The sequence below is a fragment of the Deltaproteobacteria bacterium genome (assembly GCA_005879795.1).
GTDB lineage: Bacteria > Desulfobacterota > Binatia > DP-6 > DP-6 > DP-6.
Map to the genome: position 1 here is coordinate 1 of VBKJ01000210.1, position 20,016 is coordinate 20,016.

General features: G+C 71.1%; 20 protein-coding genes. 11 read left to right on the top strand and 9 right to left on the bottom strand.

The window, feature by feature from the left end:
• The 4 genes from E6J59_18015 to E6J59_18030 form a co-directional block, all read right to left on the bottom strand.
• Positions 1-665: hypothetical protein (locus tag E6J59_18015; protein TMB16797.1), on the bottom strand; the 665-nt coding region annotated here is incomplete at its 3' end.
• A gap of 88 nt (positions 666-753) precedes the next feature.
• Positions 754-2,106: a hypothetical protein gene (locus E6J59_18020; GenBank protein ID TMB16798.1), complete on the bottom strand. Its 1,353-nt coding sequence runs from the start codon at positions 2,104-2,106 to the stop codon at positions 754-756.
• 301 nt (positions 2,107-2,407) lie between these two features.
• Positions 2,408-3,121, bottom strand: coding sequence for an NDP-sugar synthase (locus E6J59_18025; protein TMB16799.1), 714 nt, complete (start codon positions 3,119-3,121; stop codon positions 2,408-2,410).
• A gap of 11 nt (positions 3,122-3,132) precedes the next feature.
• On the bottom strand, positions 3,133-4,194 hold the full coding sequence (locus E6J59_18030; GenBank protein ID TMB16800.1) for a hypothetical protein: 1,062 nt from the start codon (positions 4,192-4,194) through the stop codon (positions 3,133-3,135).
• Positions 4,195-4,303: 109 nt separating this feature from the next.
• Here E6J59_18030 and E6J59_18035 point away from each other — a divergent pair, with 109 nt between their 5' ends.
• From E6J59_18035 to E6J59_18080, 10 genes are all read left to right on the top strand, one after another.
• Entirely contained in the window at positions 4,304-4,660 is a 357-nt protein-coding gene (locus E6J59_18035; GenBank protein TMB16801.1) for an NADH-quinone oxidoreductase subunit A, read from the top strand.
• A gap of 25 nt (positions 4,661-4,685) precedes the next feature.
• The gene (locus E6J59_18040; GenBank protein TMB16802.1) at positions 4,686-5,213 is read left to right on the top strand and encodes an NADH-quinone oxidoreductase subunit C; all 528 of its coding nucleotides are present in this window, start codon (positions 4,686-4,688) and stop codon (positions 5,211-5,213) included.
• Positions 5,213-6,400: an NADH-quinone oxidoreductase subunit D gene (locus E6J59_18045; protein ID TMB16803.1), complete on the top strand. Its 1,188-nt coding sequence runs from the start codon at positions 5,213-5,215 to the stop codon at positions 6,398-6,400. Before E6J59_18040 ends, E6J59_18045 begins: the two co-directional genes overlap by 1 nt.
• Positions 6,401-6,485: 85 nt before the next feature.
• The gene (locus tag E6J59_18050; protein ID TMB16815.1) at positions 6,486-6,887 is read left to right on the top strand and encodes an NAD(P)H-dependent oxidoreductase subunit E; all 402 of its coding nucleotides are present in this window, start codon (positions 6,486-6,488) and stop codon (positions 6,885-6,887) included.
• Between the two features lie 66 nt (positions 6,888-6,953).
• Entirely contained in the window at positions 6,954-7,988 is a 1,035-nt protein-coding gene (locus tag E6J59_18055) for an NADH-quinone oxidoreductase subunit H (protein ID TMB16816.1), read from the top strand.
• Positions 7,754-8,473, top strand: coding sequence for an NADH-quinone oxidoreductase subunit J (locus E6J59_18060; protein ID TMB16804.1), 720 nt, complete (start codon positions 7,754-7,756; stop codon positions 8,471-8,473). Before E6J59_18055 ends, E6J59_18060 begins: the two co-directional genes overlap by 235 nt.
• Positions 8,470-8,775, top strand: a complete 306-nt coding sequence (gene nuoK, locus E6J59_18065) for an NADH-quinone oxidoreductase subunit NuoK (GenBank protein TMB16805.1) — start codon at positions 8,470-8,472, stop codon at positions 8,773-8,775. Before E6J59_18060 ends, nuoK begins: the two co-directional genes overlap by 4 nt.
• Entirely contained in the window at positions 8,769-10,616 is a 1,848-nt protein-coding gene (gene nuoL, locus E6J59_18070) for an NADH-quinone oxidoreductase subunit L (protein ID TMB16806.1), read from the top strand. Before nuoK ends, nuoL begins: the two co-directional genes overlap by 7 nt.
• Positions 10,616-12,112: an NADH-quinone oxidoreductase subunit M gene (locus E6J59_18075; GenBank protein ID TMB16807.1), complete on the top strand. Its 1,497-nt coding sequence runs from the start codon at positions 10,616-10,618 to the stop codon at positions 12,110-12,112. The genes nuoL and E6J59_18075 overlap by 1 nt, the downstream gene beginning before the upstream one ends.
• On the top strand, positions 12,109-13,566 hold the full coding sequence (locus tag E6J59_18080) for an NADH-quinone oxidoreductase subunit N (GenBank protein TMB16808.1): 1,458 nt from the start codon (positions 12,109-12,111) through the stop codon (positions 13,564-13,566). The genes E6J59_18075 and E6J59_18080 overlap by 4 nt, the downstream gene beginning before the upstream one ends.
• Here the strand turns inward: E6J59_18080 and E6J59_18085 are convergent.
• The 3 genes from E6J59_18085 to E6J59_18095 are packed head-to-tail and all read right to left on the bottom strand — an operon-like array spanning position 13,559 to position 16,941.
• The gene (locus E6J59_18085) at positions 13,559-14,485 is read right to left on the bottom strand and encodes a 2-dehydropantoate 2-reductase (protein ID TMB16809.1); all 927 of its coding nucleotides are present in this window, start codon (positions 14,483-14,485) and stop codon (positions 13,559-13,561) included. The genes E6J59_18080 and E6J59_18085 overlap by 8 nt on opposite strands.
• A gap of 39 nt (positions 14,486-14,524) precedes the next feature.
• A complete protein-coding gene (locus tag E6J59_18090; protein ID TMB16810.1) occupies positions 14,525-16,528 on the bottom strand; it encodes a hypothetical protein in 2,004 nt (667 codons plus the stop codon).
• Positions 16,525-16,941, bottom strand: a complete 417-nt coding sequence (locus E6J59_18095) for a hypothetical protein (protein ID TMB16811.1) — start codon at positions 16,939-16,941, stop codon at positions 16,525-16,527. The genes E6J59_18090 and E6J59_18095 overlap by 4 nt, the downstream gene beginning before the upstream one ends.
• A 229-nt stretch (positions 16,942-17,170) precedes the next feature.
• Between E6J59_18095 and E6J59_18100 the strand changes: the two genes are divergently transcribed.
• Positions 17,171-18,112, top strand: coding sequence for a hypothetical protein (locus tag E6J59_18100; GenBank protein ID TMB16812.1), 942 nt, complete (start codon positions 17,171-17,173; stop codon positions 18,110-18,112).
• Between the two features lie 76 nt (positions 18,113-18,188).
• Here E6J59_18100 and E6J59_18105 read toward each other — a convergent pair whose 3' ends face one another.
• Positions 18,189-19,076, bottom strand: a complete 888-nt coding sequence (locus E6J59_18105) for an alpha/beta hydrolase (GenBank protein TMB16813.1) — start codon at positions 19,074-19,076, stop codon at positions 18,189-18,191.
• Positions 19,077-19,250: 174 nt separating this feature from the next.
• Positions 19,251-19,829: a LemA family protein gene (locus tag E6J59_18110; GenBank protein TMB16814.1), complete on the bottom strand. Its 579-nt coding sequence runs from the start codon at positions 19,827-19,829 to the stop codon at positions 19,251-19,253.
• Positions 19,830-20,016 lie beyond the last annotated feature (187 nt).

The window sequence follows — 20,016 nt, forward strand, 5'->3', positions numbered from 1 at the left end:
TCACCGAGCTCGGCAGTCCGGGCCCCCTCCTCGACGACCACGGCAACATCGTCGAACAGCCGCTCGTACCGCGCGCGTTCGCGGTCCCACCGCGCGCGCAGTGCGTCGGCAGTCGGTGAGACTCCGGGCGAACCGGCGGGGAACGCGAGCACCATCGGTAGCGGTCGCGCTGCCCGCAGTCGGGTGATGGAGGGGGGCTCGCCCCGCACGAACCGGAAGCAACTCCCGAGGGCGGCTGCGGCTGGAGCAAGGCCCGAGGGACACCGGTGGAAGATCCCCTCGAGGCGACGACCGAGCACAAACTCGACGTCGAGCCCGAGTTTCCGCCCGGAGGCCGCGGCAAGGGCTCGCAGGACCGCGATGGCCAGCGCCGCGGAGGCGCCGAGGCCACCACCCGGAGGCAGCTCGGACCGGACATGCACGAGGAGGCCCCATGGATCCAGGCCGAGCATCGCGGCGGCCTGCTCCAGCAGGCGGGTCGTCCGCGGGTCGTCGGCGATCTCGGGGCGATCGCTCTCGAGCTGCGGTGCGCCGTCCGCCACGCGCACCTCGGCCTCGAGACCGAGCCCGAGTCCCGCAGCAAGCGCGGGCCGCCCGTACAGGACTGCGTGCTCCCCGAGTAGGATGAGTTTCCCCGCGCCACGGCCCCGTGCCGGGAGATTCACAGGCGCACCTCCAGCGAGCCCTCGCCACAGCGGAGCCGGCGGAGAGCCAGGCGCACGCAGAAGGTGGCCGCACACACACGTTCGCTCATCACGCCCGGCCGCCCCGAGCGCTCCGAGCGTACCCGAGAGGGATCACCTCGGCGGTTTCCGTCGAGTCGCCGCCGCCCGCTGGCTCGAGCCCCTTGCGCATCCGCTTGCGGGTTACGGGGACGCCGTAGCTCTGCAGGATTCGGCCGATCAGGTCGTGGTGCGCTTCGACCACCTCCGTGACCGCAAGGTAGCCGTGCGCTGCGGCGCTATGGGCGGCCCACGGGTTCATGGGCGCCGTCTTGAAGAACGTGAGGTCGGACTCGTCCGGCTCGATGAGGATGATGTCGCCCTGGAAGTTGGGAGTATCCTGATACTGCTCGATGCCGAGCTGCAGACGCGAGTGGAGCAGCGTGCGCAGCACCTGATTGAGCGCAGTGAACATGCCCTGGTCCGCGAGTGCACGGCCTTTGAGCACCCACTGGTTTTGCTCAGGCACGTAGCGGCGCACCATGCGGTTGTGAAACGGCCGAAACGGGTTGTAGCAGATCACCAGCTCCGCCCCGTGCTCGATCGCCACGTCGATGTTGGCCGTGTGGCGCACGCCGCCGTCGACGTAGTCGACGCCCTTCAGGCGCGCGGGCTTGTAGAAGCCCGGCAGCGCGGTCGACGCCTGCACCGCCTCCGAGATGGTGAGCGAGGTGTCCTCGTCGTGCCCGAACACTACGCGCTCGGCGGTATCCAGGTTCATGGCGACGATGTAGAGCTCGACCTGCCGCAGCCGGTAGAGCACGCGGAAGTCGTTGCTCAGCCCGCGCCGCTCGATGTTGTGGCGCAGGTAGCGCTCGAGGCTCGCGTTGTCGAACAGGCCCGAGGGCAGGTAGGCGAGCGGGAAGGGGAACTCGCGCGCCGCGCCGACCGCGTCGACGACCGGCTTCACGCACTCGATCAGGTTGGCGAGCGTCGGCCGCCGCCGCGCCCGGGTGAGCGGCTCCTGGAGCGCGCGCACCAGCTCGGGCGTGCGGACCAGAAAGTCGTAGAACGCGCCGGGGACGTAGGTGAGGAGATCGACCAGGTACTCGAGCGGCTTGCGCGCGAACTCGGCGAGGTTCGGGTTGTAGAAGTCGAGCGGCGAGAGGTAGGTGAAGTCCTCGGAGGTGCCGTCGAGCGAGCGCAGCATCTCGGGCGGGGTCACGCCGCCGGCGAGCGGGGCGGCCAGGAAGGCGCCGGCCGAGAGCCCGACGTAGATGTCGAAGTCGGTGGTCTTGCGGTTGACGAGGAAGTCGTCGAGGGCCTTCAGGCCGCCGAGCTTGTAGGCGCCGCCGGTGACCGCACCGCCCGCCAGCACCAGCGCCACGCGCGGGTTCTTCTTCCGCGTCGTGAGGTCGCTCTTGTGGACGATGGTGAGGCCCATGCCCGCCTTGCCCCCAGTGAACTGGCCTGGCCGTCCGGTCCGGTCAGCCCGTCACGTTATGGGCACCCCCAGGTGCTCGACTCGGCGCGGTGCGTCACGCTGGTTGTGCAATGCAAAGCACGTACCAGGCAATCCCGCCATCCCGCCTCCTGATCCTCCGCCGATTTCTCGAGGCACTCTACCCGAGCTAAGCTATGACGCTTGCCTACTAAACGGCGCCTCGCTAGTCAAGAACGCCGACGTCTTTTCGGGGGTCCCGTTCCATCGTGCACGGCCCCCCGAACTTGCTCCGCTGCCAGGATCAGAAGCGGAACGGCTGCCCGCGGAGCTCCGCGTCGGCTCGGGTGAGCGCCTGGGGTGTGTCAATGTTGACCCAGCGGGCCAAAGTGAGAAACCCCTGAACGGGGACGTGAGCCTCCAGGAGACGGGGGTAGGTGACCCGGGTCACGCTGAACGTGGTGCCGGCGTCCATCCAGTCGAAGATCGCCGGCTCGAAAACGTGCAGGCCCGGGAACATGAACGGCCTGAGGGGGCCCGGGGCCCCCGGCGGCCGCCCGGACACGCGCCGCACCCGATCCTCGGCGTCGAGCTCGACCAGGCCGTAGCGCGCCGCGTCGGGGTCCGGCCGCACCACCATGGTCGCGATGGCTCCCTGTTCGCGGTGGCGCTCCACCACCTCCGCGAGGCGGAGCTCGAGCAGGCTGTCCCCGTTCAGCACCGCGAACGGCTCGCCGGCGAGGAGCGGCTCGGCCCGCTTGATGCCGCCCCCCGTATCGAGGATCGGGTTCTCCCACGAGTAGCGGACCCGGAGCCCGAAGCGCGCGCCGTCGCCCAGGTGCTCCTCGATGCGCCGCCCCAGGTGATGGAGGTTCAGCACGACGTCCCGGATGCCGGCGGCGCGCAGGAAGTCGAGGATGTGCTCGAGGAAGGGCCGGCCCGCCACGGGCAGCAGCGGCTTCGGTGTGGCGTCGGTGAGCGGCGCGAGGCGCGTTCCGCGCCCGGCGGCGAGTACCATGGCGCGACGGATCACGCGAGCTCCGGCACGTGGGTGGCCAGGCGGGCCCGCACCGACTCGAGCGCGGGCAGGGCGGCCAGCATGCGGCGGGCAACGGCGTACACGCCGGGGAGGTAGGCGAGGTAGCCCGCCTTTCCGAGCACGCGCTCCAGATAGTAGAAGCGCCCGATCACCTTGAGCGCGCGGTGGAGCGCACACAGGCGATAGCGCGCCGCGAGGTCACCGTCGACGGGAAGCGCCGCCGCCGCCCGCGCGGCGCGGAAGTGCGCGATGAGCTCTCGCTCGAGATCGGGTGCGACGAGCGTCCCCGTCGTGCGGTCGGTCAGGAGCGCGGCCAGATCGTAGGCGTCGGGTCCGAGCAGCGCGTCCTGAAAGTCGAGCAGGCGGAGCCGGCCGTCCTGCACGTGCAGGTTCCAGGCCATGAAGTCGCGATGGACGAGGACAGGCGCTCGCTGCTCGAAGGGCTCGGCGAGCGGCGCCAGCGCGGCGAGCAGCCCGGCGCGCTCGTCGGCGGCGAGGCGCCGTCCGTGTCGCGTCTCGATGCCGTGCTCGAGGAAGTGCTCGAGCTCCCAGCGCGCCAGCTGCCCGTCGAAGCGCCGGCGGAAGGCGAGGCACGACGGGTCGGGATGGCGCGCGCCGGCGACCTGGAGCGCGGCCAGCAGCTCCACGGCCGCCGCGAAGAGCGGGCGCGCGTCCGCGGGCCGCGCACTGGCCGCGGCCCAGAGCGTCGTGTCGCCGAGGTCTTCCAGGAGGAGGAGGGAGTCGGTGGCCGACGCGTCGTGATGGATGAGCGGGACGGCGAAGCCGCGCGCGGCGAGGTAGCGGCCCACGTCGACGAAGGGCAGGTCCTTCGTCAGCGCGCGCTCGCCGATCTCGTCCGACCCGAGCGGGAAGCGGTCGGCGCCGAGCAGCATCGCGACCGCAGTGGGCGGCGCGCCGCCGCCGGCCAGGTGGAGGCGCACGTAGCGGCGGCTCGAGGCGTCGCCGAAGAGCGGCTGCGCGCCGACGATGCGCGCGCCGAAGGCGGCCCGCACGGCACGCGCGAGAGCCTCGTGCGGAATCGCGTCCGGCATCGACGCGACGCCGCGTAGCAGAGCGCCCGGGGCGAGTCAAAAGCGCGCGCCGGTTACCTTGACACGCTACGCCGGTTCACATTAGCTACCATATTCTGCGCGCTTCGCGATGAACCTCGCCTACGTGGCCATTCTCGTCTCGTTCGGCATCGCGGGCCTCGTGGTCGCGGTGCTGCTCGGTGCCGGCGCGTTCCTCCGGCCGCGGCGCCCGTCGGCGATGAAGGCCGAGGCGTTCGAGTGCGGCAACCCGCCGAGCGGCCCTGCGCGGGGCCGCTTCTCGGTCAAGTTCTACCTGACCGCGATCCTCTTCATCCTCTTCGACGTCGAGGTGGTCTTCCTCTATCCCTGGGCGGTGACGTTCCGCCCGCTCGGGATGTTCGGCTTCCTCGAGATGGCGATCTTCGTCCTCGTGCTGGCGCTGGGCTTCGTGTACGTGTGGCGCAAGGGCGCGCTCGAGTGGAGCTGACGCGGCCGGCCGGCGGCGGGTGGTGATGACCGCGGACGCACTCCTTGCTCGCGTGGCCGCGCTTCTGCCCGGCGCGACCCCGCTCGCGGGCGAGGTCGCGCATGGCCAGGCGGCGATCGTGCTCGAGCGGAGCGCGCTGCCCGCCGCGCTCCAGACGCTCCGCGACCATCCCGAGACGCGCTTCGAGATGCTCTCCGACCTGACCGCGGTCGACTACCTCGGGCGCACGCCGCGCTTCGAGGTCGTCTATCAGCTCTACTCGCTCACCCTGAACCACCGCCTGCGCGTGAAGGTCCCGGTGCCGGAGGACGACCCGATCGTGCCGACCGCGACCGGGGTATGGAAGAGCGCCAACTGGGCGGAGCGGGAGGCGTGGGACATGCTCGGCATCCGCTTCGCCGGGCATCCCGATCTCCGCCGCATCCTCATGTACCCCGAGTTCGAAGGGTACCCGCTGCGCAAGGACTATCCGCTCGACAAGCGCCAGCCGCTCGTGCCCGAGCGCGACCCCGTGCGGCAGCCCTGGTACCCGCGCCGGAGCGGCGCCGCCTGATGACGCAGGCACCCGACACGACGGGCGAGGTGATGGATATCCAGATGGGGCCGTCGCACCCGGCGTCGCACGGCACCATCAAGTTCAACCTCCGCCTCGACGGGGAGACCATCGTCGACGTGGACGTGGAGATCGGCTACCTCCACCGCGGCTTCGAGAAGATGTGCGAGCAGGGGACGTGGAACCACTGCTTCCCCTACGCCGACCGCCTGAACTACGCCTCGCCCATCCTGAACAACGTCGGCTTCGCGCTCGCGGTCGAGAAGCTGGCGGGCGTGACCGTGCCGGAGCGCTGCCAGTACATCCGCGTGATCGGCGGCGAGATCTCCCGCATCACGGATCACCTGACCTGCCTCGGCATGGCCGCGAACGAAATCGGCGCCATCTCGGCGGGCTTCTACATGCTCGAGGCGCGGGAGTTCCTCTACGACCTGGTCGAGGCGATGACCGGCGCGCGGCTCACCGTCACCTACTGCCGGCTGGGCGGGGTGATCAAGGACCTCCCCGCCGACATGAAGGAGTCCACCGCCGCCGCGCTCAAGCAGGTGCGCCGCGTGCTCGCGGACTGCGACCGGCTCCTCTCCCGCAACCGCATCTTCGTCGACCGCATGGTCGGCATCGGGAAACTCTCGCGCGCGGACGCGATCTCCTACGGCCTCACGGGGCCGCTCCTGCGCGCGACGGGCGTCCCCTACGACGTGCGCAAGGCCGAGCCGTACCTGGTCTACGACCGCATCGACTTCTCGGTCCCCACCGGGACGAACGGCGACAACTACGACCGCTTCATGGTGCGCATGGCGGAGATGGAGCAGAGCATGCGCATCGTCGAGCAGGCCCTCGCCAACCTCCCCGAGGGCCCGATCGCGATCAGCGATCCGCGCTACTTCCTGCCCCCGAAACAGGAGGTCTACACCTCGATCGAGGGCCTCATGAACCACTTCAAGCTCGTGATCGAGGGGCAGAAGATCCCGCCCGGCGAGGTCTACGTCGCCACCGAAGGTGGAAACGGCGAGCTCGGCTTCTACCTGGTGAGCGACGGCAGCGGCCGCCCCTACCGCGTGCGCGTGCGCCCGCCGTCCTTCTACGGCATGGGGGCGCTCGGCGCCATGTTGCCCGGTCACATGGTGGCGGACATCATCACGACCTTCGGGCAGATCAACATGATCGGGGGCGAGTGTGACCACTGACGCCGGACGCCCCTGCTTCTCGGAGGCCGCGCTCGCCGAGTACCACGCGATCCTCGAGCGTTACCCGACGCGGCGCGCGGCCCTCATGCCGACACTCTGGCTCGCGCAGCACGAGTTCGGCTGGCTCTCGCTGCCGGTCATGGAGTACGTGGCGGAGCTGATGGAGCTGCCGCTCGCCTGGGTGACCTCGGTCGCCTCCTTCTACACCATGTACTGGAAGGAGCCGAAGGGGCGCTGGCACATCCAGGTGTGCCGCAACCTCTCCTGCGCGCTGCGCGGCGCCGGGGACATCCTGCGCGCGCTCGAGGCGCGCCTCGGGATCCGCGACGGCGAGCGGACGGCCGACGGGAGGTTCTCGCTCGAGGAGGTCGAGTGCCTGGCGTCGTGCGGGACCGCCCCCTGCCTCCAGGTGAACAACGAGGAGTACCACGAGAACCTGGACGTCCCGCGCGCGCTCGCCCTGATCGAGCGCCTGGCCGGCGAGTAGGCCGTGGCCGACGCCGCCATCACCGCCGCGAAGGCGCTCTTCATCATCCTTCTCGTCGTGCAGGTGATGGGCCTCGGCGTCTTCTTCGAACGCAAGGTCAGCGCGCTCATCCAGGACCGCATCGGGGCCAACCGCGCCGCCATCCTGGGCTTCGCGGGGCTCGGTCTCGTGAACACGCTGATCGCCGATCCGGTCAAGTTCCTGCTCAAGGAGGACGTCGTGCCCGCCGGCACCGACCGCGTCCTCCACTTCCTCGCCCCGGTGCTCAGCCTCGTGCCCGTGCTCGTGACCTTCGCGGTGGTCCCGTTCGGCGACGTGCTCGAGGTGGGCAGCCGCACCATCAACCTCCAGGCGGCCGACCTGAACGTCGGCATCCTCTACATCCTCGCCATGGTGTCGCTCGCGGTCTACGGCGTGGTGCTCGGGGGCTGGGCGTCGAACAACCGCTGGTCGCTGCTCGGCGGCATCCGCGGCTCGGCGCAGATGATCTCGTACGAGATCGCCATGGGGCTCGCGCTGGTGGGCGTCGTCCTCGCCTACGGCACGCTCGATCTGCAGGCGATGGCGCGCGCGCAGGGACACCTCCTCTGGGGCTGGCTGCCGGCGTGGGGCATCCTCTACCAGCCGGTCGCCTTCCTGATCTTCATGACCGCCGGCGTGGCCGAGTCGAAGCGCATCCCCTTCGACCTGCCCGAGGCCGAGTCCGAGCTGGTGAGCGGCTACTTCACCGAGTACTCGGGCCCGAAGCACCTGATGTTCATGATGAGCGACTTCGTCGAGGTGGTCCTGGTCGCGTGCCTCGTGACCACGCTCTTCTTCGGCGGCTGGCAGGTGCCGTATCTCGTGCGCGACGGCTTCCACTTGCCGTGGGGCGCGGCGCTGGCGCTGCCGTCCTGGGCGGTGGCGCTCCTGCAGGTGACGTCGTTCGCCTTGAAGCTCGTCTTCTTCACCTGGCTCCAGATCGTCATCCGCTGGACGCTGCCCCGCTTCCGTTACGACCAGCTCATGCGGCTCGGCTGGCAGGGCCTCCTCCCCCTCGGGCTCGCCAACGTGGTGGTGTCGGCGCTGGTCATCGTGCTCGCCGCGGGGCCGGCCGCGTGAGCCCGCTCATCTTCCTCCTCCTGGCGGCGCTGACGGTGGCCTCGGCGCTGACCGTGGTGGTGCACAAGAACCCGGTGCACAGCGCCTGCGCGCTCGTCCTCACGCTCTGTCTCCTCGCGGTGTTCTTCGTCGGGCTCGACGCGCAGCTCGTGGCGCTCCTCCAGGTGATCGTCTATGCGGGCGCGATCGTCGTGCTCTTCCTGTTCGTGATCATGCTGCTCAACCTCCAGGTGGAGACGCGCGCCATGGCGGGCGCGCTCCTGGTGGGGAGCGCGGCGGCGGGCGGGGTGGCGCTTGCGGCGCTCATCTTCGCGGCGCTCGGGCGCACGGTCGCACCGGCCGCCGCCGTGCCGGCGGGGTTCGGCGAGACGGCCGCGCTCGCCCGGCAGCTCTTCACCGCCTACCTCCTGCCCTTCGAGCTCACCTCGGTCCTCCTCCTGGTCGCCATCGTGGGCGCGGTGGCGCTCGCCAGGAAGCCGACATGACGCCGCCGCTCGCCTGGTACCTCGGGCTCAGTGCCGTGCTCTTCGCGATCGGCGTGCTCGGCGTGGTCGTCCGCCGCAACGTGATCGTCATCTTCATGGCGATCGAGCTCATGCTGAACGCCGTCAACCTGACCTTCGTGGCGCTCGCCCGGAGCCTCGGCTCCATCGACGGGCAGGTGATCGTCTTCTTCGTGACGACCGTGGCGGCGGCAGAGGCCGCGGTCGGGCTCGCGATCATCCTCTCGATGTTCCGGAACCGCGAGACGACCAACGCCGACGAGCTCGCGACCCTCAAATGGTGATCGAGACGACCAGTCTCCGCTGGATCGTCGCGCTCCCGGCGCTCGGCGTGCTCTTCAACCTGTTCTTCGGGGGGCGCCTGACGCGCGCGGTCACGGTCGCCGGCCCCGGGACGGTGGGGGCCGCGTTCGTGCTCGCGGTGTGGGCCGCGCTCCGCCGGCCGGAGGCCGGGGCGCTCCACGACCACGTCTACACCTGGATCGTCGCCGGGCCGTTCCGCGCCGAGGCGGGGCTCCGCCTGGATGCCCTCGCGACGGTCATGACGCTCGTCGTCACCGGCGTCGGCTTCCTGATCCACATTTATTCGGTTGGTTACATGCACGGGGACCGCGGCTTCGCGCGCTACTTCGCCTACCTCAACCTCTTCACCACCGCGATGCTGATCCTCGTGCTCGCGGACAATCTCGTCCTTCTCTTCGTCGGCTGGGAGGGCGTCGGCCTCTGTTCCTATCTCCTCATCGGCTTCTGGTACGAGAAGCCGGAGAACGCCGCGGCGGGAAAGAAGGCCTTCCTCGTGAACCGGATCGGCGACGCGGGCTTCCTCCTCGGCCTCTTCCTGCTGGTCACGACCCTGGGCGGCCAGGGCGTGTGGACGCTCGACATCGCGACCATCGAGCGGCACCTGGACGCGCTCCGGCCCGTCGCCGTGCCGATCTGTCTCCTCCTCTTCGTCGGCGCCACCGGCAAGTCGGCGCAGCTCCCCCTCTACGTCTGGCTGCCGGACGCGATGGCGGGACCGACGCCGGTCTCGGCCCTCATCCACGCCGCCACCATGGTGACGGCGGGGGTCTACATGATCGCGCGGCTCCACTCCCTCTACGCGCTCGCGCCGGCGGCGCTCGCGGTGGTGGCGGTCGTCGGCGCGCTCACCGCGCTCTTCGCCGCCGTCATCGCCACCGCCCAGACGGACATCAAGCGGGTGCTCGCCTACTCGACCGTCAGCCAGCTCGGCTACATGTTCCTCGGGCTCGGCGTGGGCGCGACCGGCGCCGCCGTCTTCCACCTGGTGACGCACGCCTTCTTCAAGGCGCTCCTCTTCCTGGGCGCGGGCAGCGTCATGCACGGTCTCGGCGGCGAGCAGGACATGGAGCGCATGGGCGGGCTCTCGAGCCGCATGCGCCTCACGTTCCTCACCATGGCGGTGGGCACGCTGGCGATCGCGGGCGTACCGCCGTTCTCCGGCTTCTTCAGCAAGGACGAAGTCCTCTGGGGCGCCTGGGAGGCGGCGCCCCCGCTCGCCGCGATCGGCCTCCTCGTGGCGTTTCTCACCGCCTTCTACACGGGCCGGCTGCTCTTCCTGACCTTCCTCGGCGAGTGCCGCGCCGGCGAGGACGTGCGGCACCACATCCACGAGTCGCCGGCGGTGATGACGCTGCCGCTCGTGGTGCTCGCCGTCCTCGCCTGCGCGGGCGGCTTCCTCGACGTCCCCGGTCTGGTCGGCGGCGAGGGGCGCCACGCGCACCCGCCGCTCGCCTTCATGCTGCTCGCGACGGCGCTCGCGGCGGGCGGCCTCGCCCTCGCCTGGGTGTTGTACGTCAGGCGGCCCGGCCTCCCGTCGCTGGTCGCGGGGCGCCTGGGCGCCGTCTACCCGCTCGTGCGCGACAAGTTCCGCGTCGACGAGTTCTACGACGCGACGGTCGTGCGCCCGGTGTTCGCGCTCGCCGACGTGAGCGCCGTGCACATCGACCCGCAGCTCATCGACGGCGCGGTCAACGGCGCGGCGCGGGTCGTCGCGGCGACCAGCAGCGCGTGGCGGCGCGTCCAGACCGGCAACGTGCAGCACTACGCGCTCTCCTTCCTCGCCGGCGCGCTCGCGCTCCTCGGCTACTGGGTGACGCGCTGATGCTGCTGACGCTCGTCGTGTTCTCGCCGCTCGCGGGCGCGGCCCTGCTGGCGCTCCTGCCGCGCGAGGAGGTGCGCGGCATCCGGCGCGCGGCGCTCGCGTTCGCGCTCGTGACGCTCGCGCTCTCGCTCGTGATGCTGGGGCGTTTCCAGGCGGGCGTCGCCGACTTCCAGATGCGCGAGCGCGCGGCGTGGATCCCGCAGTGGGGGATCGAGTACCGCCTGGGCGTCGACGGCGTGAGCCTCTTCCTCGTGCTGCTCACCACCGTGCTCACGCCGATCGTCGTGCTCGCCTCGTGGGGCGACATCCACCGCCGGGTGAAGGAGTTCTTCGCCTTCCTGCTCGTGCTCGAGACCGGAATGCTCGGTACCTTCGTCGCCCTCGACATGTTCCTCTTCTACGTCTTCTGGGAGGTGATGCTCGTCCCGATGTACTTCCTGATCGGCGTGTGGGGCGGGCCGGGCCGCATCTACGCGGCGCTCAAGTTCGTGCTCTTCACGATGGTGGGGAGCCTCCTCATGCTGGTCGCGATCCTCTACTGCGCCTGGCGCGTGCGGACCGCCACCGGGCTGTGGAGCTTCGCCTACGAGACGTGGCTCGCGCGGCTCGCCCTCTCGCCCCGCGAGCAGCTCTGGCTCTTCGCGGCCTTCGCGCTCGCCTTCGCCATCAAGGTGCCCCTCTTCCCGCTCCACACCTGGCTCCCCGACGCGCACGTCGAGGCGCCGACCGGCGGCTCGGTCATCCTGGCGGGCGTGCTGCTCAAGATGGGGACCTACGGCTTCCTCCGTTTCGCGCTGCCCCTCTTCCCGGGCGCGGTGGCGCCGGCGGCGCCCCTCGTGATCACCCTCGCCGTCGCCGGCATCGTCTACGGCGCGCTGGTGGCGACGGTGCAACCCGACTTGAAGAAGCTCGTCGCCTACTCCTCGGTCTCGCACCTGGGCTTCGTCATGCTCGGCCTCTTCGCGCTCCACCCCACGGCGGTGGCGGGCAGCGTCTACCAGATGCTGAACCACGGCCTCTCGACCGGCGGGCTCTTCCTCCTGGTCGGCATGATCTACGAGCGCCGCCACACGCGGCTCATTGCGGACTTCGGCGGGCTGTGGACGGCCGTGCCGGTCTACGCGGCGTTCTTCATGGTCATCATGCTGGCCTCGGCCGGGCTCCCGGGCCTCAACGGCTTCGTCGGCGAGTTCCTGATCCTGCTCGGCAGCTTCTCGCGGTGGCCGTGGGCGACCGCGGTGGCGACCAGCGGCGTCGTCCTGGGCGCCCTCTACCTGCTCTGGATGTACCAGCGCGTCATCTTCGGGCCGCTCGCGCACGCGGAGAACGCGACGCTCCCGGACCTGAGCGCGCGCGAGGTCACGGTGCTCGTGCCGGTGGTGGCGCTCTGCCTGGTGATGGGGCTCTTCCCGGCGCCCTTCCTGACGCGCATGCAGCCGTCCATCGACCTGATCCTCCAGCGGCTCGCGCCGCCTCCGGCGGTGGCCGCGCGATGATCGACCCGGCGCCCTTCACCGCCCACTGGCAGGTCGCGCTGCCCGGGCTGATCGTGGCCGTGGCCGCCATGATCGTGATGGCGGCCGACGCGCTCGCGCCCGCCGGCGAGGGCGACGGGCTCGCCCTCCTGGGCATCCTCGGGGTCGGCGCCGCCGGCCTGGCCGCGGTCTGGCTCTGGGTCGGGGGCGGCAATGCGGGCGGCTTCCAGGACACGCTGCGCGCCGACCGCTACGCGCTCTTCTTCACGGTCGTCCTGTGCGCGGGCTCGCTGCTCACGCTTCTCCTCTCCGTCGACTACCTCCGCGAGCAGCCGCTGCCGGCGGGCGAGTACCACGCCCTGGTCCTCCTCTCGACCAGCGGCATGATCTTCCTCGCCGCCGCCAATGACCTCATCGTCCTCTTCCTCGCGCTCGAGATCATGTCGGTCGCCGTCTACGTGCTCGCGGGCATGCAGCGCCGCGAGGTCCGCTCGACCGAGGCCGCGCTCAAGTACTTCCTGCTCGGCGCCTTCGCGACCGGCTTCCTCCTCTACGGCATCGCGTTCTTCTACGGCGCGACGGGCAGCACCCGGCTCGACGTGATCGCGCGCGCGCTGGCGCGCGACGGGCTCACGGCCTTCACGCTCCTCGGCATCGCGCTCCTGCTCGTCGGCTTCGCCTTCAAGGTGGCGCTCATCCCTTTTCACGTGTGGACGCCCGACGTGTACGAGGGCGCGCCGACGGCGGTCACGGCCTTCATGGCGGTGGGGGTGAAGGCGGCTGCCTTCGCGGCCTTCGCGCGCGTGTTCGTGGCGGCGCTCGGGCGCGTGGCGGCGAGCTGGACGGGGCTGCTCTGGGTGCTGGCGGCGCTCACGATGACGGTGGGCAACGTGACCGCCGTGCAGCAGCGGAGCGTCAAGCGCATGCTCGCCTACTCGTCGATCGCGCACGCGGGCTACGCGCTGGTCGGGCTCGTCGCCGGGGGCCGGGACGGCGGCGCGGCGCTCCTCTTCTACCTCGCCGTCTACTCCTTCATGACTCTCGGCGCCTTCGCGGTCCTGATCGCCCTCGGCCGGCGGGGCGAGCCGAACGAGGACCTCGCCGACTGGGCCGGCGTCGGCTTCCGCCATCCCGTCCTCGGGCTCTCGATGGCGGTCTTCATGCTGTCGCTGGCGGGCGTGCCCCCGACGGCCGGGTTCGCGGGGAAGTTCTACCTCTTCAGCGCCGCGGTCGACTCCGGCCAGGTCGGGCTCGCCGTGATCGGCGTGCTGAACAGCCTGGTGTCGGTCTACTACTACCTGGGCGTGCTGGTCGCGATGTACATGGCCGAGGGGGAGCGGGCGATCGTCGCCCCCGGCGCGCGGCCGTGCCTCCTCGCGAGCATCCTGGTCGCGGTCGCGGCCACGCTGGCGATCGGTGTCCTCCCCAGGTGGCCGATGGAGTTCGCCCTGCTGTCGTTCGCCTCGCTCAGGTAGCCGAGCGCGCGCCCGGGTCGAGCCGGGCGAGGAGCGCGGCGAGCGTCCGGTTGACGGGCACCGCCACGCCCACCCGCGCCGCGGCGCGCACCACGGCGCCGTTGAGCGCGTCGTGCTCGAGGCGCCGGCCGCGCAGCAGGTCCTGCAGCATCGAGGTCCGGAAGTCGGGGAGGCCGCTCGCGCTCTCCTCGAGCACCCGCTCGGTCCGCCAGCGCCGGACCGGGACGCCGCTCGCGACGGCGACGGCATCCGCCTCCTCCATCGCCACGACCACCAGGTCGCGGCTCGCCGGCTCGGCCAGCACCTCGGCGACGGTGCTGCGCGTGAGCGTCGTCACCGCGTTGAAGCCGGCGTTCCACGCGAGCTTCTCCCAGGCCGCGACCAGGATGTCGCGCCGGAGCTCGTAGGACACGCCCGCCGCGTCGAGGGCCTCGGCCACGCGCCGCGCGCGCGGGCTCTCGCGGCCGTCCGGCTCGCCGAAGAGGATCGTGCCGCGCCCGCTGTAGTCGACCGTCGCGGGCTCGACCAGCGCCACGCCGATGCGCGTGAGGGCGAGCATGAGCGGCGGGAGGCCGAGGGTGCGCGCGAGGACCTCCTCGTTCTCGATGCCGTTCTGGAGCGAGAGGACGATGGTGTCGGGAGCGACGATGGAGCGGAGCGCGGCCGCGGCGGCCGGCGTGTCGTAGGACTTGACGCACACGAGCACGAGGTCGGGCCGCGGCGCCGCGGCGGGATCGGGGACCGCCCGCACCGGTGCCAGATGGAGCGTCTCGCTGCCCAGCCGCACCACCAGCCCGCGCGCGCCGAGCGCGGCCAGGTTCTCGCCGCGCGCGACGAAGGTGACGTCGTGCCCGCCGCGCGCAAGGAGCGCGCCGAAGTAGCCTCCGACCGCGCCGGCGCCGTGGACGAGGATGCGCATCCACGGAAGGCTAGCGGGATCGTGGTCCCGGGGACAGCCTCAGCGCCGCAGCGCCTGGGCGGCCGACACCCCGATCCGGTTGGTCGGCGTCACGGCGCGCACGCGCACGAAGCCGCGGGTGCGCTCCCGGAAGGCGCGCTCGACGGCGAAGGCCTGGAGGCGAGAGAGCGTGAGCGAGCCGTCGGCGTCGGCGAAGGCGACCGTGCGGAGCCCCGGGGTGAACAGCTCGTTCACCGAGAACTCGAAGGTGAAGAGCCGAAAGCCCGTGCCGGCGACCGTGAAGAGGGCGCCCGTCTTCGCGAGCTTCGCGGGCACGAACGTGGGCGGGCTCGGGTTGCTGGCGATGCCGCAGCGCGCGGTGCCGTTCTCGGTCACCACGATGACGGCGCGGTTCTCCGCCGGCGCGTCGGGGACGAGCGTCAGGTCGAAGGTGATGAGCGTGCCGCTCGGGTCGACGACCGTGTTCGTGACGGTGGCGCCCGGGCCGGTCACGACCACGGCGCCGCCTGCGAAGTTCGAGCCGGTCACGGTCATGGCGGTCGTCGCGCCGGGCGGGACGACGTTCGGCGACACGTCGGTGATCTGAGGCACCTGGCCGGGGACGTTCACGCGGAAGCCCGAGGCCTTGGTGAACGTCTTCGTGTTCGTGAGCTGCACGGTCACGTCGCGGAAGCCGGCCGCGGCGGTCGCGTCGATCCCCATCGTCGCGCGCACCGTCCGGGCGTCGACCGCCGCCGCGTTGGAGAGGTGAACCTTCGGGTCGCCGCTGACGCTCACTCCGGAGCCGGGCACGACCAGGCTCAGGTTGACGCCCTGGAGGAAGATCGTGAAGGTGCTGCCCCGGTTGCCGAAGGGGGGGCGCACCGCGCCGACGAACGGCGAGCCCGCGGGGATCACCCGGAAGGTTGCGGGAGTGGAGCCCGCTGCGGTGGTCACCGTGAGGACGTGATCGGTACTGGTGGCGGCTGCGGGGGCCACCACCACGTCGAGCCTGATGGTCTCGTCGTCGACGGGCGTCACGTTCTGCAGGGTCAGGTCTCCCGGCGGAGTCGTCACCCCCACGAGCCCGGTGAGGTGGAGGCCGTGGAGGATCACCGCGACGGGGGTGCCGTTGGGCTCGCCGGCGCCCGGCTCGATGCCGGTCACCGTCGGCACGCCGGGCGCGACGACGAAGAACTCGCTCGTCGTCTGCCCGCTCTCGGTGGTGACGATCAGGAGCCGCGGCTCGCTGCTCGGCGAGACGCCGGAGCCGATCGTCAGCGTCGCGGTGAGGGTCGAATCGTCGGGGGTGGCCGCGTCGGAGACGGCGATTCCGCTCCCGGTGATCACGAGCGCCGCTCCCGAGAGGTTCGTGCCGGTGAGCGTGAGGGATGACGTGGCGCCCACGTCGCCGGCCGCTGGGTGGACAGCCGTGATCGTCGGAGGCGGCCGCTGAACGTAGAGCTGGAGGACGACCGATCCCGTCGGCACGGCGAGCGTGACCGCGTGCGTGCCCAGGTCAGCCGCCGCGTCCACGGTGAACTCGAGCGTGAGCATGGTCCCGTCCGGGCTCGGCGTGACGCTCGTGACGGACACGCCGGCGCCCGAGACGGTGAAGCTGGCGGGCGTGACGGCGCCCAGGTTGGCGCCAGTGACCATCACGTCGAGGGGGATGCCCTGGGTGGCGATGAGCGCCGGGCTCACGCCGTCGACCACCGGCCCCCCGGCCGCGTTGATGGTGAAGCTGACGCCCGTGGACCCGCCCGGCGTGTCGACGAAGATGAGCCGCTCGCCGGGCACGGCCGCGGCGTCGAGGTCGAGCCGCACGGTGAGCGTCGCCGGCGCGCTCGACTGCAGCGTCGCCGTGAGCCCCGGGTCGCCGAGGACGCTGAGCACGCCGCCGTCGAGCGCGCTCCCGCTGATGGTCGCGACCACGCTCGTGCCCGCGATGCCCGAGGCCGGGAAGATGCCGCTCGCGGCCGGCGCGCACACGGCGCCCGCGCGGGCGGGGACGACGAGCCATGCGGCGGCGAGCGCCGCGGCGAGGGACGCGCGCCGGGTCACGGGACGAACGAAGCCGTGAGCACGTCGACGGACTGCTGCGCGTTGCTCGAGTACGCGGTCACCGCGATGCGATCGAGGCCCAGGTGGCTCACGTCGCCGCCGAGCGCGATGCGGCGCGCGGCGCGCAGCTTCGCGTTCGGGTAGAGGTCGGTCAGGAAGATCTCCACGCCCGGGTCGGTGCTGGAGGAGATGTAGGCCTTGTACGTGGTCGCCATGAACGTCCCGCTCGGCGCGACGGCGGCGGCGGGAAGGGGCGTCATCCCCTTGATCTTCAGCTGCACGACGCCGCTCGACAGCCGGAGGCTCGCGGTGCCGTGGCTCGTTCCGCTCGCGTCGACCAGCGCGACGCCGGCGGCGGGGGCCGCCGCGGGGAGCGCCACCAGAAAGGCCAGCGCGGTCAGCAGTCTCGTCACCATGTGCTCCTCCCAGGCGCCGGCGAGGACGCCGTCCGGGAGGAGCAGGGTCCGTGCCAGCGCCGGGGAGGAGCGAGAAAGGCCCGCGGGCGCGTTCCGGACGGGGGCGGAGCGGCAGATTTGCGCCGCTCCGCGCAGAAAAAAGTTCACGGAGTCCGGTTCGAATCGTCGCGCTCGATGTCACCCTTCCTCTTGACACCCTGCTGGCTTCTGGAGCAGCCGAATCCTCATGAACAGACTTCAAGTCGGCATGCTGATGCTGCTCGGATCGGCTCTCACGGTCCCGCCCGCGAGCCAGGCGCGGACCGCCATTTGCGGGACTCGGTCGACGCCGCCGCGGAGGTACGCGCACGTCATCTGGATCTGGATGGAGAACCACAGCTTCGGCGACATCGTAGGGTCACCCGCCGCCCCCTACATCAATGACGTGCTCGTCGCCGGCTGCGGTCTGGCCACGAACTTCCACAACATCACGCACGTGAGCCTGCCCAACTACATCGGCGCGACCACGGGCCTCCCGCTGAGCCGCCTGCAGCAGTTCCTCTTCGACTGCCGCCCGAGCGCGACCTGCAGCAGCGACGCGAACAGCCTGTTCGCGCAGGTCCCCTCGTGGAAGGCCTACATGGACTCGATGACGACCAACTGCCGGACGATGGGCGTCGTCGGCTACGCCGTTCGGCACAACCCGGCACCATACCTCACGAGCCTCCCGGGGTGCACCATGTTCGACGTCCCCTACACGGAGCTCCAGGCCGACCTGGACAACGACACGCTGCCGGCCTTTTCGTTCATCACCCCGAACACGGTGAACGACATGCACGACGGCCCGGACCCCATCGCCATCCAGAACGGCGATACCTGGCTGCAGAACGAGCTGCCGAAGATCCTGAACAGTGCCGCCTACCAGAGCGGCACCACGGCGGTGTTCGTGACCTGGGACGAGGGATCCTTTGCCGGCTTCTCGTTCGGCGAGGACTGCGCCACCAACACCACCGACGAGTCGTGCCACATTCCCACCATCGTGATCAGCCCCTACACGCCGTCGGGAGCGACCTCGGCCAGGTTGTTCAATCACTACTCGCTCCTCAAGACGACGGAGCAGATGCTCGGGGTCCGAAAGTTGGGCAAAGCGATCTTCGCGAAGAGCATGCGAGGGGCGTTCAACCTGTAGCGCGCGTTGCGCGCCCTCTGCCGGCGCCAGCCGCCTCGGCGAGAAGGTGTGCTCCGCCCTCTCGGCGAGTTTCAGCTCACCCGCCGCTTCGGCACGCGCTCAGCACGGCGGCCGCCCAGCGCTCCGGATCCTCCATCTGCGGGAAGTGGCCGACGCCATGGAGAACGGTCGGCGCCCCGCGCGACATCTCGGCGAGGCGCTCGCCGATCTCGAGCACCGCGATCGGGTCGCGGTCGCCCCACACGACCCGGATCGGGACCGGCGTGCGCCCGAGGATCGGGCGCCAGCGGTCGGCGAAGCGGGTGCGCTCGAGGTTGTAGCGCGCGATCTTCCCGATGACGGGCAGGCTCCCGCGGAGCCACCACGCGATCGCGCGCACGTCGACCTCCGGGGTACGCGTCGGATCGCCCCACACGAAGCGGAGCATCGCGGCGAAGCGCTCGGGGTCGTACGTGGCGGCGAACGCCGCCGCGCCCTCGTCGGTCAGCAGGTCCTTCTGGAGCTGCGTGATATTCGCCAGCTCGACCAGATGGCTGCCGTTCGAGAGGACGAGCCCGTCCATCGCGAAGCCGAGCTCGCGCGCCTCGTGGCGGCAGAGCATCTCGACCGCGACCGTGAGCCCCATGTCGTGCCCGACGACCCAGGCGCGCTCGACGCCGAGCGCGCGCGCGAGCTCGCCCGCGCGACGGCCCTGGTCGAGGAGGGAGTAGGAGGCCTCCTCGGGCTTGTCCGAGAGGCCGAATCCGAGCTGGTCGAAGACCGTCACGTGGAACGCGCCCGTCAGACGGGGAAGGACGGCCGCGAAGTCGTGACCGCTCGACGGGAAGCCGTGGACGAGCACGAGGTCGGGCCCCGCGCCCTCCTGCACGACGAAGAGCCGGTGGCCCTCGGAGAGCCTCACGTACCGCCCGCGGCGCTCCCACGCCGCGTGGACCGCCGCCACCTCCGGGGGCGTCTCAGCCATGGCGCGGTCGCTAGCACGGGAGCGCTTCGCTCGGCCAGCGGCGGTTGACCTCGTCCCGCCACCCGGTATGGGCGAGGCCGTTCCCTTCGAGCGACGCTCGGAGCCCGTCGCCGGCAAGGTGCGCGGGCCGCTCAGCGCGGCGTCACGGGCCGGATCAGCCCCTCTGTAGCGATTCTACCGGGGGCGTTCGGGTGCCTTCTCCGATGGAGTGCCGAAGTCGACCCTCGGCACCTTCTTCGCCTCCTCCGGCGCCTCGAAGTACTTCTGCGGGTGGAAGCCGAACGCCTCGGCGTAGAGCATGGTCGGGAAGCTCTTGATGAAGGAGTTGTAGGCGCGGACGGCGTCGTTGTAGCGCATGCGCTCGACCGCGATCCGGTTCTCGGTGCCGGCCAGCTCGTCGGAGAGGCGGGCGAACTGCTGGTTCGCCTTGAGATCGGGGTAGCGCTCGGCGATGGCGAGCAGCCGCCCGAGCGCACCGCCGAGCTCACCCGCGGCGTCGATCTTCTCGTCGCGCGAGCCCGCGGCCATGAGCTTCGCGCGCGCGTCGGCGACCCGCTCGAAGATCTGCTTCTCGTGCGTGGCGTAGCCCCGGGTCACCTCGATCAGGTTGGGGATCAGGTCGTTGCGGCGCTGGAGCTGGTTCTCGACCTGCGCCCACGCTGCGTCGATCTGCTCGCGCAAGGCGACGATCCGGTTGTAGCCGCAGCCCGCCACCAGCGTCGCGAGTGTCATCACCGTCATCGCTCTCCGCATCGCTCCTCCTTACCCGCCCCGGCCGGCGCCGCCGCCGCCGAAGCTCCCGCCACCGAACCCTCCGAAGCCACCACCACCGCCGCCGAAGCCGCCGCCAAAGCCGCCGGAATAGAACCCGCCGCGACGCCCGTACAGCGACCGTGGCCCACCACCGTATGCTAGCACGAGGCCGACGAAGATCAGGATG

What these genes read in the sequence shown, in the direction of transcription:
- E6J59_18020 (TMB16798.1), bottom strand. Translation starts at nt 2,106, where the DNA reads ATGGGCCTCACCATCGTCCACAAGAGCGACCTCACGACGCGGAAGAAG.
- E6J59_18025 (TMB16799.1), bottom strand. Translation starts at nt 3,121, where the DNA reads ATGGTACTCGCCGCCGGGCGCGGAACGCGCCTCGCGCCGCTCACCGAC.
- E6J59_18030 (TMB16800.1), bottom strand. Translation starts at nt 4,194, where the DNA reads ATGCCGGACGCGATTCCGCACGAGGCTCTCGCGCGTGCCGTGCGGGCC.
- E6J59_18035 (TMB16801.1), top strand. Translation starts at nt 4,304, where the DNA reads ATGAACCTCGCCTACGTGGCCATTCTCGTCTCGTTCGGCATCGCGGGC.
- E6J59_18040 (TMB16802.1), top strand. Translation starts at nt 4,686, where the DNA reads ATGACCGCGGACGCACTCCTTGCTCGCGTGGCCGCGCTTCTGCCCGGC.
- E6J59_18045 (TMB16803.1), top strand. Translation starts at nt 5,213, where the DNA reads ATGACGCAGGCACCCGACACGACGGGCGAGGTGATGGATATCCAGATG.
- E6J59_18050 (TMB16815.1), top strand. Translation starts at nt 6,486, where the DNA reads ATGCCGACACTCTGGCTCGCGCAGCACGAGTTCGGCTGGCTCTCGCTG.
- E6J59_18055 (TMB16816.1), top strand. Translation starts at nt 6,954, where the DNA reads ATGGGCCTCGGCGTCTTCTTCGAACGCAAGGTCAGCGCGCTCATCCAG.
- nuoK (TMB16805.1), top strand. Translation starts at nt 8,470, where the DNA reads ATGACGCCGCCGCTCGCCTGGTACCTCGGGCTCAGTGCCGTGCTCTTC.
- nuoL (TMB16806.1), top strand. Translation starts at nt 8,769, where the DNA reads ATGGTGATCGAGACGACCAGTCTCCGCTGGATCGTCGCGCTCCCGGCG.
- E6J59_18075 (TMB16807.1), top strand. Translation starts at nt 10,616, where the DNA reads ATGCTGCTGACGCTCGTCGTGTTCTCGCCGCTCGCGGGCGCGGCCCTG.
- E6J59_18080 (TMB16808.1), top strand. Translation starts at nt 12,109, where the DNA reads ATGATCGACCCGGCGCCCTTCACCGCCCACTGGCAGGTCGCGCTGCCC.
- E6J59_18085 (TMB16809.1), bottom strand. Translation starts at nt 14,485, where the DNA reads ATGCGCATCCTCGTCCACGGCGCCGGCGCGGTCGGAGGCTACTTCGGC.
- E6J59_18100 (TMB16812.1), top strand. Translation starts at nt 17,171, where the DNA reads ATGAACAGACTTCAAGTCGGCATGCTGATGCTGCTCGGATCGGCTCTC.
- E6J59_18105 (TMB16813.1), bottom strand. Translation starts at nt 19,076, where the DNA reads ATGGCTGAGACGCCCCCGGAGGTGGCGGCGGTCCACGCGGCGTGGGAG.
- E6J59_18110 (TMB16814.1), bottom strand. Translation starts at nt 19,829, where the DNA reads ATGCGGAGAGCGATGACGGTGATGACACTCGCGACGCTGGTGGCGGGC.